Annotated in this window: 13 protein-coding genes; 10 read left to right on the plus strand and 3 right to left on the minus strand. The window is 58.9% G+C overall.

The genetic code is table 11. The features are described 5' to 3' along the window. Positions 1-18 precede the first annotated feature (18 nt). Positions 19-2,088 carry a TonB-dependent receptor family protein gene (locus tag BLU07_RS16910; RefSeq protein ID WP_092389240.1) on the minus strand — a complete coding sequence of 690 codons (2,070 nt, stop codon included), beginning with the start codon at positions 2,086-2,088 and terminating at the stop codon, positions 19-21. Continuing rightward, positions 2,088-2,639, minus strand: a complete 552-nt coding sequence (locus BLU07_RS16915) for a gamma carbonic anhydrase family protein (protein ID WP_092389242.1) — start codon at positions 2,637-2,639, stop codon at positions 2,088-2,090. The genes BLU07_RS16910 and BLU07_RS16915 overlap by 1 nt, the downstream gene beginning before the upstream one ends. A gap of 121 nt (positions 2,640-2,760) precedes the next feature. Between BLU07_RS16915 and prlC the strand changes: the two genes are divergently transcribed. The 7 genes from prlC (at position 2,761) to arcC (ending at position 11,055) form a co-directional block, all read left to right on the plus strand. Continuing rightward, a complete protein-coding gene (gene prlC, locus BLU07_RS16920; RefSeq protein WP_092389244.1) occupies positions 2,761-4,809 on the plus strand; it encodes an oligopeptidase A in 2,049 nt (682 codons plus the stop codon). Beyond that, entirely contained in the window at positions 4,806-5,075 is a 270-nt protein-coding gene (locus BLU07_RS16925; protein WP_092389246.1) for a YheV family putative zinc ribbon protein, read from the plus strand. The genes prlC and BLU07_RS16925 overlap by 4 nt, the downstream gene beginning before the upstream one ends. Positions 5,076-5,110: 35 nt before the next feature. Next, a complete protein-coding gene (locus BLU07_RS16930; protein WP_092389248.1) occupies positions 5,111-6,007 on the plus strand; it encodes a hypothetical protein in 897 nt (298 codons plus the stop codon). A gap of 421 nt (positions 6,008-6,428) precedes the next feature. Continuing rightward, entirely contained in the window at positions 6,429-7,874 is a 1,446-nt protein-coding gene (locus tag BLU07_RS16935; protein WP_092389250.1) for a YfcC family protein, read from the plus strand. Between the two features lie 23 nt (positions 7,875-7,897). Further along, on the plus strand, positions 7,898-9,127 hold the full coding sequence (locus tag BLU07_RS16940) for an arginine deiminase (RefSeq protein ID WP_092389252.1): 1,230 nt from the start codon (positions 7,898-7,900) through the stop codon (positions 9,125-9,127). A gap of 19 nt (positions 9,128-9,146) precedes the next feature. After that, positions 9,147-10,148, plus strand: a complete 1,002-nt coding sequence (locus BLU07_RS16945; protein WP_092389254.1) for an ornithine carbamoyltransferase — start codon at positions 9,147-9,149, stop codon at positions 10,146-10,148. A gap of 1 nt (position 10,149) precedes the next feature. Continuing rightward, positions 10,150-11,055 carry a carbamate kinase gene (arcC, locus tag BLU07_RS16950; protein WP_092389256.1) on the plus strand — a complete coding sequence of 302 codons (906 nt, stop codon included), beginning with the start codon at positions 10,150-10,152 and terminating at the stop codon, positions 11,053-11,055. Positions 11,056-11,103: 48 nt separating this feature from the next. Here arcC and BLU07_RS16955 read toward each other — a convergent pair whose 3' ends face one another. Then, positions 11,104-11,742 (minus strand): hypothetical protein, encoded by a 639-nt coding sequence (locus BLU07_RS16955; protein ID WP_092389258.1) that lies wholly within the window; start codon positions 11,740-11,742, stop codon positions 11,104-11,106. Between the two features lie 463 nt (positions 11,743-12,205). Here BLU07_RS16955 and coxB point away from each other — a divergent pair, with 463 nt between their 5' ends. From coxB to BLU07_RS16970, 3 genes are read left to right on the plus strand one after another with little or no spacing between them, the layout of a single operon-like run. Next, entirely contained in the window at positions 12,206-13,333 is a 1,128-nt protein-coding gene (gene coxB / locus BLU07_RS16960) for a cytochrome c oxidase subunit II (RefSeq protein ID WP_092389260.1), read from the plus strand. Between the two features lie 10 nt (positions 13,334-13,343). Then, positions 13,344-14,927 carry a cytochrome c oxidase subunit I gene (gene ctaD / locus BLU07_RS16965; RefSeq protein ID WP_092389262.1) on the plus strand — a complete coding sequence of 528 codons (1,584 nt, stop codon included), beginning with the start codon at positions 13,344-13,346 and terminating at the stop codon, positions 14,925-14,927. A 16-nt stretch (positions 14,928-14,943) separates the two neighbouring features. Next, positions 14,944-15,510, plus strand: a complete 567-nt coding sequence (locus BLU07_RS16970; protein WP_092389264.1) for a cytochrome c oxidase assembly protein — start codon at positions 14,944-14,946, stop codon at positions 15,508-15,510. Positions 15,511-15,542 lie beyond the last annotated feature (32 nt).

The raw sequence follows: 15,542 nt of genomic DNA on the forward strand, positions 1-15,542 counted from the left end.
CGCAGCGAAATCTGCTTTTCAACGCCATTGATATTCCAGACTCAGGCCGGCCAGCCAGCTGCGCTCGGCAGCGGGTTCGTAGAAACGCCCGCCGGGGCCGTTGACGATCAGCGAGCTGACGTATTCCCGATCAGCCAGGTTATTGACCCGTACAAAGGGCTCAAGGTTCAGGCCGCCGATGCTGTGGCGGTAGCTGGCGTGCCAGTTGAATACGGCATAGCCAGAGGCGGAGTCGGCGTTTGCATCATTGGCGTAACGCTGGCTCATGCCCTGGGCTTCCAGCGCGGTACGCCAGTTGCTGTCGGGGACTTGCCAGGCCAGTTCGCTGAACAGGCTATGCCGGGGTACGCCGGGTAGCCGGTTACCGGAAAAGTCATCGCCTTCGCTCTGGTAGCTGTCGAAACGCGCCTGCACGTAGGTATAGGCGGCGTAAAAGCTCAGGCCGTGGTCAAGCTGCTGGTTCAGGCTGAGTTCGAGCCCGCGCCGGGTGGACTCGGCGGCGTTGATAAAGGTGTTGCGCCCGGTCACTGCCTGGTTCGGTCCGGTGACGATTTCATCGCTGACCCGGGTATCGAACAGAGCGGCGGTGACCTCGGTGCGCGCCTGACGCAGGCGCAGGCCGAGTTCGCGGTTGAATGAACGGGCAGCGCCCAGATCCAGATTCAGCCCGCTACCGGTTGGCCGGTAGGCCAGTTCCTGCGCGGTGGGGGTTTCAAACCCCTTGCCGATGGCGGCATAGAGGCTGAGTGCCGGGGTCCATTGGTAGCTCAGGCCGAGGGCCGGGTTGGTCTGGCTGAAACGGCTGCTGCCGCTGTCATCATTGCTGTCTTGCAGGTAGTCATCATCCGAGCTGAAGCGTACCTGGCTGTGCCGCACGCCGGCGGTCAGGGTCCAGTCCGGGTGCAGGGTCCAGGTGGAGATCAGGTAGGCATCGCGGCCCTGTACGCGGTTGAATTCATCGCGCTGCAGGTTACCTTTGCGACCCTGTGCGTTGACAAAACCCAGGCGCTCTTCGCCCTGGTAATCCCAGGTCAGGCCAGCGGCCAGTTCGACCGGCAAGCCAAAGGCGACGGTCTGGCGTTGCCAGCCCAGTTCGGCACCGCCGAAGCGGCGATCCAGTTCGATCACGCCGCCACCGGAAAACTGACCGCTACCCGGAAAGGCGAGGAATTGCTGCACCTCGCGGGTGCCGCCGTAGATCATCAGGGTGATTTGGTCGGCATTGCTCAGCAGGCGCTGGTAATTCATGCCACCCTGTTGGTGTCGCACGCTTTTACGCGTATTGAAAACCTGGCTGCCAGCCACGGCCTGGCGGCGGTCTGCACGCAGTTGATCGGCGGTCAGGCCCAGCGGATCCTGGGTGTCGGGCTGGTCGAGGGCATTGAACAGCAGGGTCAGGCTGGAGACGTCATCAATATCAATACCCAGGCGCAGGCTGCCAGTATCGCGGCGGGTGGCGCTGTGGTCGCGGTAGCCGTCGGTTTCCAGCCGGGCCAGGCTGGTCTGGATATTGACTGCATCATGTTGGGCGCCGTAGCGCAGGCGCGAACGCCAGAGGCCGTCATTACCGACGGCCGTGCGGTTTTCCAGCGTTGGATAAAACGGGCCTTCGCCACTGAAACCCTGGATCACGCCACCGGAGGCATTGCCATAGAGGGCGGCCAGCGGGCCACGCAGTACGTCGATGCGGTCCAGCGTATCCAGATCAAACAGCGCCGGCTGGCCCTGGCCGTCGGGCATGGTCAGCGGAATACCGTCCTGCACCAGGCGTACGCCCCGCACACCGAACTGGGCGCGGGCGCCAAAGCCGCGGGAGGAAATCTGCAAATCCTGGGCGTAGTTCTCACGGTTGAGGGCCAGGATGCCGGGCACCCGTTGCAGGCTTTCCGAGAGGTTGGCGCCGAGTGCGTTGGGTTGCAGTTGCGCGCCGCTGACGGAGTCGCGGGTCAGTGGCAGGCGGGCATCGGGCTGGTTCTGTTGACTGCCGAGTACGACCTGGGTCGGCAGGCTGAGAGGCGTGCTGTCGGCATGGCTCAGATGGCTGGTCGTCAGGCAGGCGAGGGACAGGGGAAGCAGCAAGACTCTCATCAAGTGGCCTTGTGGGTGGGCTGTTCGGCGAGGTAGCTGTCTTTCAGGCGTACGTAATTGGCGGCGGTATAGGCGAAAAATTCCCGTTCGCTGGCTTTCAGTTCACGCACCTGGCGCGCCGGGCTGCCCATGTACAGATAGCCGCTGGCCAGGGTCTTGCCGGCGGGCACCAGGCTGCCGGCGCCGATGATGACGTCATCTTCCACCACGGCGCCATCCATCACGATGCTGCCCATGCCGATCAACACGCGATTACCGATGGTGCAGCCGTGCAGCAACACTTTGTGACCAATGGTCACCTCGTCACCTATGGTCAAGGGAAAGCCATCCGGGTTGAATGGTCCGGCGTGGGTGATATGCAGCACGCTGCCATCCTGCACGCTGGTGCGCGCGCCGATGCGAATGCGATGCATGTCGCCGCGAATCACGGTCAGCGGCCAGACCGAGCTGTCGTCGCCCAGGGTTACGTCGCCGAGCACCACGGCGCTCTCGTCGACCATCACGCGCTGGCCAAGTTGCGGCTGCTGACCGCCGTAGGATCGAATGTGCATTGTTGTCACCTTGAAATTTGCCGGAGTGGCGCCACATCTATGGGATAATGCCGCACCACGGTTAATGTGCCGGTCATTGTAGCCAACCGGCGACTGCTGACCAGATACCAGGATATGCCCGATGAGTAACAACCCGCTGTTGCAAAACTACGATCTGCCACCCTTTCAGGCCATTCGCCCCGAGCATGTGCAGCCTGCCGTCGAGCAGGTGCTGGCAGACAACCGGGCGCAACTGGCGGCCTTGTTGCAATCGCCGCCCGCGCAGTGGGACTGGGCCAGCCTGATCGAGCCACTGGACGAAATGGGCGAGCGCCTGACCCGCGCCTTCTCCCCGGCCAGCCACCTGAATGCGGTGGTCAACAGCCCGGACATGCGCGCCGCCTATGACGCCTGCCTGCCGTTGCTCAGTGAATACTCCACCGAGATGGGGCAGCATGCCGAGCTCTATGCGGCCTATCAGCAACTGGCTGAAGGCGAGGCCTTTGCCGAGCTGGATCAGGCGCAAAAAACCATTATTGAACATGCCCTTCGTGAGTTCCGATTGTCCGGGATTGCCCTGCCGCCAGCGCAGCAAAAACGTTACGGCGAGTTGCAGAGCCGGATGTCCACGTTGCAGAGCCAGTTCTCCAACCAGTTGCTGGATGCCACTCAGGCCTGGACCAAACTGATTACCGATGTTGCACAACTGGACGGCTTGCCGGAATCGGCGCTGGCCCAGGCTGCTGAAGCGGCCAAGGCCCGCGAGCTGGATGGCTGGCTGATTACTCTGGATTTCCCCAGTTACTACGCAGTGATGACTTACGCGCATGACCGCGCTTTGCGTGAAGAGCTGTACACCGCTTACTGCACCCGCGCGTCTGACCAGGGCCCGCAGGCCGGGCAGAATGACAATGGTCCGTTGATGGTCGAGATTCTGCAATTGCGTCAGGAGCTGGCCGAGCTGCTGGGTTTTGCCAACTACGCGGAGCTGTCACTGGCGACCAAGATGGCCGACAGCACCGATCAGGTGCTGGGCTTCTTGCGTGATCTGGCAGCGCGTAGCCGCCCGCATGCGGAGCGTGACCTGGCCGACCTGCGCGCCTTTGCCGCCGAGCACGGCTGCGATGACCTGCAAAGCTGGGATATGGGCTACTACGCTGAACAGCTGCGCCAGCACCGTTATGAGCTGTCACAGGAAGAGCTGCGCCCCTATTTCCCGGTTGATAAAGTGATTACCGGCATGTTCGGTGTGGTTGAGCGCTTGTATGGTATTGAGTTGCGTGAGGTCAACGAGTTCGAGCGCTGGCATGCTGATGCCCGCCTGTTCGAGGTGCTGGAAGGCGGTGAGGTAATTGGCCGCTTCTTCCTTGATCTGTATGCCCGCGCCAACAAGCGCGGCGGGGCCTGGATGGACGGCTGCCGTGACCGCCGCCGCCTGCCCAATGGTGAGTTGCAACGCCCGATTGCCTATCTGGTGGGTAACTTCACCCCGGCTTCCGGGGGCAAGCCGGCGCTGCTGACCCATGATGAAGTCACCACCCTGTTCCATGAGTTCGGTCACGGCCTGCATCACCTGCTGACCCGGGTGGATTACCCGTCCGCGTCGGGTATCAATGGTGTTGCCTGGGATGCGGTCGAGTTGCCGAGTCAGTTTATGGAAAACTGGTGCTGGGAGCCGGAAGGTCTGGCGCTGATTTCCGGCCACTATGAAACCGGTGAACCGCTGCCGCAGGATCTGCTCGACAAGATGCTGGCGGCGAAGAATTTCCAGTCCGGCCTGGGCATGCTGCGCCAGATCGAATTCTCCCTGTTCGACTTTGAGCTGCATGCGCGGCGCCATCCGGAGCGCAGCGTGCAGCAGGTGCTGGATGCGGTGCGTGAGGAAGTGGCGGTATTTATTCCGCCGGCCTTCAACCGCTTCCAGAACGGCTTCGGGCATATCTTTGCCGGCGGCTACGCGGCCGGTTACTACTCCTACAAGTGGGCCGAAGTGCTCTCTGCCGATGCCTTCTCGCGCTTTGAGGAAGAGGGCGTGCTGAATGCCGACACTGGTCAGGCCTTCCGCGACAGCGTGCTGGCGCAGGGTGGCAGCAAGGAGCCGATGGATCTCTTCGTTGAATTCCGTGGCCGCGAGCCCAGTGTGGATGCACTGCTACGCCACAGCGGGCTGCTGACCGGAGAGGCAGCATGAGTGAGCCGGTAAAACGCTTTATCGCCGGGGCGGTATGCCCGGCCTGCAGTGCCATGGACACCATCCGCATGTTCGAGCTGGATGGCTTGCCGCAGCGCGACTGTGTCGCCTGCGGTTATGCCGACAGTCTGGATATTCGCGGCAACGTGGTGCCCAGGGAAATCCCCACCCGGGTCAACAAAGACAAGCCCGCCAAACCGGCCGCCCAGGCGCAAACGGTGCAGTTTTTTCCCAATCCCAAGCTGAAGAAGAAACGCCCTGAATAAGCAAGGAGGGCCGCTTGACCATCGAGGGAAGAAGAATGCGCGGTCATGCTGCTCTGTCAGTATTTGAAAAAATCACTGCTATTGTTTTGTCTTTGGGCGTCCTGCTGCCCTGTGTGGGTAACACTGCTGCCGAGGGCAGTGGCTCGGTTGCCGTCTATATGCCGGATGGCAGTGAGCTTGAATACGAGCGAAAAGCGGAAAACAGGGAATTCATCTCGTTCTCGGGAGACGTCGAGCTGACAGGGGTCTTGCTGGCCTACTGGCAGCTGGATTATCTGGATGCCACTGCGGAATCCCTGGCAGAAGCAGGCACTGAACATTCCTTGCTGCTTCGCTTCTATCCGGATAGAGGCTCGGCTCGGTTATTGCCGCGCTTTGCTGAAGGCGGGCAGGGTGAACAGAAGCCGGTCCAGCGGATATTTCTCTACCACACGCGAGAAGAAGATACATTCTTCGATGGTTTCGAGATGAGCTACGGTGCAGAAGACTCGGCCAAGATCCGGAATATTGTCAGCTATTTCACCGAGCTGCCCGAGGGCTTTCTAGAGGACCACGAGGGCAAGGCGGTACAGCCGGTCAGTATCCTGGTAGATGGGTTGGCGAGCTTTATCGAAGGCAATCACCGCTTCATGTTTGGCAAGTCGCAAGCCATACGCGCAATCTCGCTGACCGAGTACAGCCTCGCGCAGATTCCCGATGCGCAGCCTGATGGTTATCTGAGCCGCCCATGGATCCATTACCTCTATCTTGTAGAGGATGCTGCCATACTGGATGCGCCCGGTGGTGAGCAGTTGCTGATGCTTGAGGCAGGTACGCATCGCCTGGAACGACTTGGGCCGCCTCAAAATGGCTGGGTAAAGGTGCGCTACGCTGAAGAGGCGAATGTGCTCCGAGGCTACATCAATGCGGCTGTGCTCAAGCCCGTTAACTAGTAATTGACGGCGCTTTTTGCGAGTTGCAAATGGTGCAATTCTTCTCGTGTCCTAAACAAAAGTAAGTGCGCTCCAGGTAGGGGCGTTTTTTGTCTCCAGGACGCCAACAATGAACTGCTCTGGCACCTTGGCAAGCAGAGACATTACAGCTCTTTGCTTGTGATTTGGACCTTCAATATTTTGGTATCGACGTTTATGCGGGCACTGGGCGCGCAAATGTTAAACAGGCCAATGCGCGGCACCGAACAGATGCCCTTCTGCCGTCTCAATTAGTCTTGACTCAGATCAGCTGACAGCTCTCGAGGCTGTCCTATGCTGACTCAGTGCGCTTGGTCTCGGCTTGCCCTCACTTGCGCACCACAGGCTGACAATTCCCGAATGCAGCCTGCGCTGAGGCGCCATGGATAAACGGAGCTTCCTTATGGCTGATGACAGCAAAACCGCACAACCCCCCGAAGATGACCTGAGTAGCCGTTTCCCCACGGCTTACAGCATTCTGTTTCTACTTATCATCCTGGTCGCCGGGCTTACCTGGATTATTCCGGCGGGCCAGTATGAGCGGGTGATGAACGACGAGATAGGGCGTGAAGTGGCCTTGCCGGGTACCTACGAGGTGGTCGACCCCAGTCCGCAGGGCATCGTAGACGTGTTGATGGCGCCTACGGCGGGCTTTTATGATCCGGACAGCTATGCCGCCAATGCGATTGATGTGGCCCTGTTTGTACTCTTTCTGGGGGGCTTTCTGGGTGTGGTGAATGCCACTGGGGCCATTGATACCGGCATACGCAGCGCCATGCACCGGCTGGAGGGGCGAGAGATCTGGATGATTCCGATCCTCATGGTGTTGTTTGCCCTGGGCGGCACGACCTATGGCATGGCCGAGGAAACCCTGGCCTTCTACGCCATTCTGATCCCGATCATTATCGCGGCCGGCTACGACTCGGTAACCGGCGTGGCGATCATTCTGATCGGCGCGGGTATCGGCGTACTCGGTTCCACCATCAACCCCTTCGCGACTGTAATTGCCTCCAATGCTGCCGGCATCCCCTTTACCGATGGCATGGCCATGCGCCTGGTGCTGTTGATCGGTGGTCTGGTGATTTGCTGTGCCTATGTGATGCGTTATGCCCAGCGGGTCAAGAAGGATCCGACGGAATCGGTGGTTGCCCGCCAGCGCGACGCACACCGCAAACTGTTCTTGCAAGGTCACGATGAATTGGGAAATGTCACCCTGTCGCTTACCCAAAAAGTGGTGCTGGCGGTCTTTGTACTGACCTTTATCGTCATGGTCTGGGGGGTGTCAACGCAGGACTGGTGGATGGCCAGTATGGGCTCGCTGTTCCTTGGCGCAGCGATTGTGGTTGGCCTGATTGGCCGGCTTGGTGAAAAGCGCCTGACCGGCAGTTTTGTCGACGGGGCCCGTGATTTGCTGGGTGTCGCACTGGTTGTTGGCCTTGCCCGTGGCATCGTGGTGATCATGGAGCAGGGCATGATCGCTGACACCATTCTGCATAGCGCCGAGTTGACCCTGGGTGGCTTGCCAGCGCTTGGGTTCATCAATCTGATTTTCTGGATTGAGGTGGGCATGAGCTTCTTCGTCCCGTCCTCGTCCGGGCTAGCGGTGCTGTCGATGCCGATCCTGGCGCCCTTGGCGGACTTTGCCAGTGTCGAGCGTGATCTGGTGGTAACTGCCTATCAGTCGGCCAACGGGCTGGTGAATCTGATCAACCCGACTTTTGCGGTGGTGATTGGCGGTCTGGCTATCGGTCGGGTGTCCTATGACCGCTGGCTGGTCTTTATCTGGCCGCTGCTGCTGATCCTGACTCTTTTCATCAGTCTGGTCATCAGCGTTGGTGTCTTTCTGTAACCCACCGGCAAGAGGAGTTTCACATGACAGAGCATACATTGGGTGTGCATTCCGAAACCGGGGTACTGCGTCAGGTGATTGTTTGCCGCCCCGGGCTGGCCCATCGGCGGTTAACCCCGAGCAATTGCGACGCGCTGCTGTTTGACGATGTTTTCTGGGTCAAGCAGGCACAGAAGGATCACGATGTGTTCGCCAGCCTGATGCGCGCGCGTGGCGTTGAGGTACTTGAGGTTCACGACCTGCTGGCGGACACTCTCGACAATCCCGAGGCACGGGCCTGGATTCTGGATAACCGGATTAACTGGGATCATATCGGCGTGGGTATGATTTCTGATCTGCGGGCCTGGATGGATGAGCTGCCGGGGCCTCGTCTGGCCGAGTTCCTGATCGGCGGTCTGCAGGTCAACGATCTGCCGTTTGACCCGACCGGGTTGTTCGGTAATCACCTGGGACCATTTGGCTTTGTGCTGCCGCCGTTGCCCAACTTCCTGTTTACCCGCGACAACAGCGCCTGGATATACGGTGGCGTGACGCTTAACCCAATGTTCTGGGCGGCGCGCAAACCGGAAACCCTGTTGATGGCGGCTATCTACCAGTTTCATCCCAAGTTCGCAGGGAAGGTCGAGGTGCTTTGGGGTGATCCACTCAAGGATCAGGCCCTGGCTACCCTGGAAGGCGGCGACATCATGCCGGTCGGCAATGGCGCTGTGCTGGTGGGTATGGGCGAGCGTACCTCGCCGCAGGCAATTGGTCAGTTGGCAACTGCCCTGTTCGAGCGCGGTACGGTCGACCGGGTGATTGCCTGCCAGATTCCCAAGACCCGCTCAGCCATGCACCTGGATACGATCTTCACCTTCTGCGGTGGCGATGTGGTCACCAGCTTTACCGAAATGGCCGATCAGATGGTCTGCTATGACTTGCGCCCGGGTGCGGGCAGCAAGCATCTGACGTTCACTCAGGACCCGCGAGCGATGTTCGATGTGGTGGCCGATGTGCTCGGTTACAGCAAACTGACCATAGTGCCCACGGGGGGCGACAACCCGGCCGAACGCGAGCGCGAGCAGTGGAACGATGGCAATAACGTGCTGGCGCTGAGCCCGGGTGTGGTGGTCGGTTATGACCGCAATGATGATACCAATGCTGCCCTGGAGGCAGCGGGTATCGAAGTGCTTGCAGTCCCTGGCGCTGAGCTGGGTCGAGGCCGGGGTGGTGGCCGTTGCATGAGCTGCCCGACCATTCGTGACGCAATCTGATCAGCAAGGAAGAGTTACCATGGCTTTCAATCTGAAAAATCGACACTTTCTCACCCTGCGGGATTTCTCTCCGCGGGAAATTACCTTTTTGCTCAAACTGGCGGCTGACCTGAAAACGGCCAAGTACGCCGGTACCGAAGTACCCCTGTTGCAGGGCAAGGACATTGCCCTGATCTTCGAGAAAGATTCGACCCGTACCCGCGTCGGCTTCGAGGTGGCAGCCTTTGATCAGGGCGCGCGGGTGACCTATCTCGGGCCAACCGGCACCCATATCGGCCACAAGGAGTTGGTCAAGGACACCGCGAGAGTACTCGGCCGGGTGTATGACGCCATCGAGTATCGAGGTTTTGGCCAGAACATCGTTGAAGAGCTGGCTCAACACGCCGGAGTGCCCGTCTACAATGGCTTGACCAACGAGTTTCACCCGACACAAATTCTCGCCGACTTTCTCACCATGCAGGAAAACGTCGAGAAGCCGCTGCGCGATGTTTCTTACGTGTTCATCGGCGATGCCGCCAACAACATGGGTGACAGTCTGCTGATCGGCGGTGCCAAGATGGGGATGGATGTGCGCTTGTGCGCACCCAAAGCCTGCTGGCCGCATGCCGATATCCAGCAGGAGGCGCAGAAGATTGCCGAAAGCACCGGCGCGCGGATCACCATCACCGAGAATATCGACAATGCCGTGGCCGGCGTCGATTTTATCTATACCGACGTTTGGGTTTCGATGGGTGAGCCGAAGGAAAAGTGGGCCGAGCGGATCAAGTTGCTGCTGCCCTATCAGGTCAATACTGCTTTGATGGAAAGAACCGGCAACCCGCGAGTACGCTTTATGCATTGCCTGCCTGCCTTTCATAACACCGAGACCGCGGTAGGCAAGGATATTCAAGAGAAATTCGGCATCGATGCCATGGAAGTTACCGACGAGGTATTCGAAAGCCCGGCCTCGATTGTCTTCGATCAGGCGGAGAACCGCATGCACACCATCAAGGCGGTACTCGTCGCCACCCTGGGGGCCTGAGGTGCTGGTCGTCGCTGCCCTGGGCGGCAATGCCTTGCTCAAGCGTGGTGAGCCACTGACTGCGGGCAATCAGCGGGCCAATGTCCAGATTGCCGCCAGGTCACTGGCCGCCATCGTGAGGGCAGGGCATGATCTTGTCGTAACCCACGGTAACGGGCCTCAGGTTGGCCTGTTGGCTCTGCAGGGGGCCGCTTACAAGGCCGATGAGGCCTACCCGCTGGATGTGCTGGGTGCAGAAACCGAAGGCATGATTGGTTACATCATTGAGCAGGAGCTGGAAAACGCGCTGAACCACGACCGTCCGGTAGCGACCCTGCTGACTCAGGTAGTGGTGGATCAGCATGATCCGGCCTTTGCCAAACCGACCAAGTTTGTTGGCCCGGTGTATACGCAAGAAGAGGCCGAAACCCGAGCCGAGGCCGCTGGCTGGCATATTGCCCGGGACGGGGACAAGTGGCGCCGGGTGGTGCCATCACCCAAACCACTGGAAATCCCCGATATGCGGGTCATTGGATTATTGCTGGAACAGGGCGTGGTAGTGATCTGTGCCGGGGGTGGCGGCATTCCGGTATTGCGGCGTGACGACGGTGGCATGGTGGGTGTCGAAGCGGTAATCGACAAGGACGCAGCCAGTGCTTTATTGGCCCGACAACTTGAGGCTGATGCTTTGCTGCTGCTGACCGATGTTGATGCCATTTACCGCGACTTCGGCACTGACAAGGCTGCTGCCATAGAGACGTTGACGGTAGAGCAGGCCCGCAGTCTGGACCTGCCTGCCGGTTCAATGGGCCCCAAGCTGAGCGCTGCTGCTGACTTTGCCGCCACCGGTGGCATCAGCGGTATCGGACGGCTGGAAGATGCGCTGGCCATCCTTGACGGCAAAGCCGGTACCTGTGTGCTTGGTTAGATAGCGCCCCGGCGCGCGAGTAGTTGCGCTAACCTAATTTACCGGGCTTCATCCGCCAGCCAGGCGAATATCCATCCCCAGGCGACTGGACAGGCAGGGCCATTGATCCCAGAGTTGCTGGCGCTGGCTGGCATCCAGCTGGTTGAGGTGCTGCTGGAATTCTTCGCTGGCAAACAGGCTGGCGGGTAGCAGGCCGGTGACGGCTTCTTCCACGGCTGAATCCAACTGATTGGCAAAGGGCTCGCCGAGCAAATGATGCACGATCAGGTTGGCGCGAGTGGTATCCAGTGGGATCAGCGGCGTTCCCCCATGGTTGGCATAGCGATCATTGATCTCTTCCACCAGACGATGCGCCAGATAGGCTTCATCGAGCAGCGCCAGCAACCCCTGATGTTCGGCCGGCAACTCCGGTGGTTGCAGGAAAAAGTCAGCTGCCACCCGGAGTACCGGTAACAACAGTGTTTCCAGGTTGGCCTGGCGAGCGACACTCTGGGCTGCTTCCAGTACGTCCGGCACTTCCTGGATATAGGCTTCAACAAAATGCAGCAGACCATCGACCCCATCGCTGGGAGGGACAATACTGCTGTGCAGGCTCGGCAAGCGCTCGGCCAGCCATTGGCGCAAGAGCTGCTGTTGATCCTGTTGGTGCGCGCGCTGCACGGTGTCGCGCAAGGCAGTGATATTCATCGGACAGACTCCGTAGTCGCCGGATTGACCGACGGCCATGGCGATACAACGCCGGTTGCGGTGGGTGAGCAAAGATTTTATGCCCAAATGTTTCAATGAAATCTAGCAGACAATTCAGAAAATGCTAGCAAGACGACAGCATTGGGTCTGAATGCCTCGAGATCGAGGCAAAAACCTTTTCAGATTACGCCTGGGCTCTGGATCAGGTGTTTCAGGAAATATTCTTTAGCAGAATCCGATTTTGGTCGTCTTGACATCGATCAAAAAAAGCAAATTATCCGTTGCCATGTGACGACTCAGGACTATACTCGACGGGTCTGGTCGCTTTTTGGGGGCGGTCCGTGGATTGGAACGACCGGGAATCCGGCTTTGCCGTGTCTCGCGATTCTTCGCAGAGCAGTAGCTTTTTGCCTGCACGCCCACCTGCCAGAATGCATAACAACAATAGTATGGGGAACCGGGAATGTTGCGATTAGCAAGTACCTGGCTGGTGGCCCTGAGTGCGCTCGTGGCCAGTTCAGTGGCCAGTGCCGATTGGGGGTTCAATATGACGCGGGGGGTGACGGAAGTCAGCCGCTCGGTCTTCAGCCTGCATATGATCATTTTCTGGATCTGCGTGATCATCGGCGTCATCGTCTTCGGCGTGATGTTCTATTCGATGTTTGCGCACCGCAAATCCAGAGGTGCCGTGGCGTCCAAGTTTCACGAGCATCTGGGGGTTGAAGTCCTCTGGACCGTGATTCCGCTCCTGATTCTGGTCGTCATGGCCGTACCGGCCACCAGGGTCTTGATTGATATCTACGACTCTGAAGATGCCGACATGGACGTGCTGATCACGGGTTACCAATGGCGCTGGGGCTACGATTACCTGGGTGAAGATGTCAGCTTCATGAGCAACATGAGCACCAGTGACGATGAGGTCTTCAACCTGGTCGACAAGGGCGAAAACTATCTACTCGAAGTCGATAACCCCCTGGTGGTGCCGGTCGGCCAAAAGATCCGCTTCCTGATTACCTCCGCTGACGTCATCCATTCCTGGTGGGTGCCGGCCTTTGCCGTGAAAAAAGATGCCATTCCCGGCTTTATCAATGAAGCCTGGACCCGGATCGAAGAACCGGGCGTCTACCGTGGCCAGTGCGCCGAACTCTGTGGTATCGACCACGCCTATATGCCGATTGTCGTAGTGGCCAAAGAACAGGCCGAATACGACGAATGGCTGGCCGAGCAGAAAGAAGCTGCGGCCCTGGAGCGTGAGTTGGCCTCCAAAGAATGGACGCTGCCGGAGTTGATGGAGCGTGGCGAAAACGTTTATGCCTCTGCCTGTGCTTCCTGTCACCAGTCCGACGGTCAGGGTTTGCCACCGACATTCCCGTCACTGGCGGGCACCGACATCGTGCTGAACGATATGCAAGGGCACATCGATAAAGTGGTCAACGGGGTGAGTGGCACGTCCATGGCGGCCTTTGGCAGTCAGTTGTCTGAAGTCGATATAGCAGCTGTGATTACCTACGAGCGTAATGCCTGGGGCAATGACACTGGTGACATCGTCACTCCGCTGCAGATTCTCGAATTCAAACAGGCCCAGGAATAGGAGACCCGTCATGAGTACAGTGATTGATCATCATCACGATGACCATGCGCACGGTCCGGCCAAGGGCCTGTCGCGCTGGTTGTTGACTACCAACCACAAGGACATCGGTTCGATGTATCTGTGGTTCAGCTTTGCCATGTTCCTGATCGGTGGCTGCATGGCCATGGTCATTCGTGCCGAGCTGTTCCAGCCCGGTCTGCAACTGGTTGACCCGAACTTCTTCAACCAGATGACCACCATGCATGGCCTGATCATGGTCTTCGGGGCGGTGATGCCGGCCTTCGTCGGCCTCGCCAACTGGATGATCCCGATGATGATCGGGGCGCCGGACATGGCTCTGCCGCGAATGAACAACTTCAGTTTCTGGTTGTTGCCGGTGGCTTTCGGTCTGCTGCTGTCTACCTTGTTCATGCAGGGCGGCGGGCCCAACTTCGGTTGGACTTTCTATGCGCCGCTGTCGACCACCTACGCGCCTCCAAGCGTCACTTTCTTCATCTTTGCCATTCACGTCGCCGGTATCAGTTCGATCATGGGGGCGATCAACATCGTTGCCACCATTCTGAACATGCGCGCGCCGGGCATGACGCTGATGAAAATGCCGCTGTTCGTCTGGACCTGGCTGATCACCTCCTTCCTGCTGGTGGCCGTGATGCCGGTACTGGCTGGGGTGGTGACCATGATGCTGATGGACGTGCACTTTGGTACCAGCTTCTTCAACGCTGCCGGCGGCGGTGATCCGGTGATGTTCCAGCATATTTTCTGGTTCTTCGGGCATCCCGAGGTATACATCATGATCCTGCCGGCCTTCGGTGCAGTGAGCATGATTATTCCGGCCTTCAGCCGCAAGCCGCTGTTCGGTTATACCTCCATGGTGTATGCCACTGCAGCGATTGCCTTCCTGTCCTTCGTGGTCTGGGCGCACCACATGTTTACCGTTGGCATTCCGCTGACCGGTGAGCTGTTCTTCATGTATGCGACCATGCTGATTGCGGTGCCGACCGGGGTTAAAGTGTTCAACTGGGTTACCACCATGTTCCGGGGGTCGTTGACCTTCGAGGCGCCGATGCTGTTCTCGATTGCCTTCGTGATCCTGTTCACCATTGGTGGCTTCTCCGGGCTGATGCTGGCCATTGCCCCCGCGGATTTCCAGTATCACGACACCTACTTCGTGGTTGCCCACTTCCATTACGTGCTGGTGCCGGGGGCGATCTTCGGGATCTTTGCCTCGGTCTACTACTGGCTGCCGAAGTGGACCGGGCATATGTATGACGAAGTGCTGGCCAAGACCCATTTCTGGGTGTCTTTCGTGGGTATGAACCTGGCCTTCTTCCCGATGCACTTTGTCGGCCTGGCCGGCATGCCACGACGGATTCCGGACTACAACATGATGTTTGCCAACTTCAACATGATTTCGTCCATGGGCGCGTTCATGTTCGGGGCAACGCAGTTGTTGTTCCTGTTCATCGTCATCAAGTGCGTGCGCGGTGGCAAGAAAGCCCCGGCCAAGCCGTGGGAAGGTGCCGAAGGCCTGGAGTGGACTGTGCCTTCGCCGGCGCCTTACCACACGTTCACTACCCCACCGGAAGTGAAGTAATTACAGGAGCACGGTCATGACCGAAGCGATGAGCACCAAACGATTGGTAACCTGGCTGTTTGTGCTGGTCGTTGGCATGTTCGGCTTCGGTTTTGCCCTGGTCCCCATCTATGACGTCATCTGTGATGCCTTTGGCATCAACGGCAAGACCAACAGTTCTGCCTATGCAGGTGGCGACGAGGTGGTGGATGAAACGCGGGACATTCGCATTCAGTTCATTTCCAGCAATGCCGAAGGCATGGTCTGGCGCTTTGGGCCGGAAACCAGCGAGCTGGTGTTGCATCCGGGTGAACCCCAGGTGGTGAACTTCACTGCGCATAATCCGACCAGCAAGCCCATGGTGGCTCAGGCCATTCCCAGCGTAGCGCCATCCACTGCGGCGGCCTATCTGCACAAGACCGAATGCTTTTGTTTTGAGCAGCAGGTGTTGCAGCCAGGGGAAACCGTGGAAATGCCGGTGCGTTTCATTATCGACCCGGGCCTGCCGCGTGAAGTGCGACGCATGACCCTGGCCTATACCCTGTTTGATGTTACCGAGCGTATGAGTGATTTGATTGAAGTCGCCGCGCTACAAACGAATTGAGCCGACGCGATATAGCGTGAGTTGTGTCGCGG

This window comes from Halopseudomonas salegens (genome assembly GCF_900105655.1).
Classification (GTDB): domain Bacteria; phylum Pseudomonadota; class Gammaproteobacteria; order Pseudomonadales; family Pseudomonadaceae; genus Halopseudomonas; species Halopseudomonas salegens.

Bases quoted from the DNA above. Each gene is read 5' to 3' on its own strand.
- BLU07_RS16910 (WP_092389240.1), bottom strand. From the start codon at position 2,088: ATGAGAGTCTTGCTGCTTCCCCTGTCCCTCGCCTGCCTGACGACCAGC.
- BLU07_RS16915 (WP_092389242.1), bottom strand. From the start codon at position 2,639: ATGCACATTCGATCCTACGGCGGTCAGCAGCCGCAACTTGGCCAGCGC.
- prlC (WP_092389244.1), top strand. From the start codon at position 2,761: ATGAGTAACAACCCGCTGTTGCAAAACTACGATCTGCCACCCTTTCAG.
- BLU07_RS16925 (WP_092389246.1), top strand. From the start codon at position 4,806: ATGAGTGAGCCGGTAAAACGCTTTATCGCCGGGGCGGTATGCCCGGCC.
- BLU07_RS16930 (WP_092389248.1), top strand. From the start codon at position 5,111: ATGCGCGGTCATGCTGCTCTGTCAGTATTTGAAAAAATCACTGCTATT.
- BLU07_RS16935 (WP_092389250.1), top strand. From the start codon at position 6,429: ATGGCTGATGACAGCAAAACCGCACAACCCCCCGAAGATGACCTGAGT.
- BLU07_RS16940 (WP_092389252.1), top strand. From the start codon at position 7,898: ATGACAGAGCATACATTGGGTGTGCATTCCGAAACCGGGGTACTGCGT.
- BLU07_RS16945 (WP_092389254.1), top strand. From the start codon at position 9,147: ATGGCTTTCAATCTGAAAAATCGACACTTTCTCACCCTGCGGGATTTC.
- BLU07_RS16955 (WP_092389258.1), bottom strand. From the start codon at position 11,742: ATGAATATCACTGCCTTGCGCGACACCGTGCAGCGCGCGCACCAACAG.
- coxB (WP_092389260.1), top strand. From the start codon at position 12,206: ATGTTGCGATTAGCAAGTACCTGGCTGGTGGCCCTGAGTGCGCTCGTG.
- ctaD (WP_092389262.1), top strand. From the start codon at position 13,344: ATGAGTACAGTGATTGATCATCATCACGATGACCATGCGCACGGTCCG.
- BLU07_RS16970 (WP_092389264.1), top strand. From the start codon at position 14,944: ATGACCGAAGCGATGAGCACCAAACGATTGGTAACCTGGCTGTTTGTG.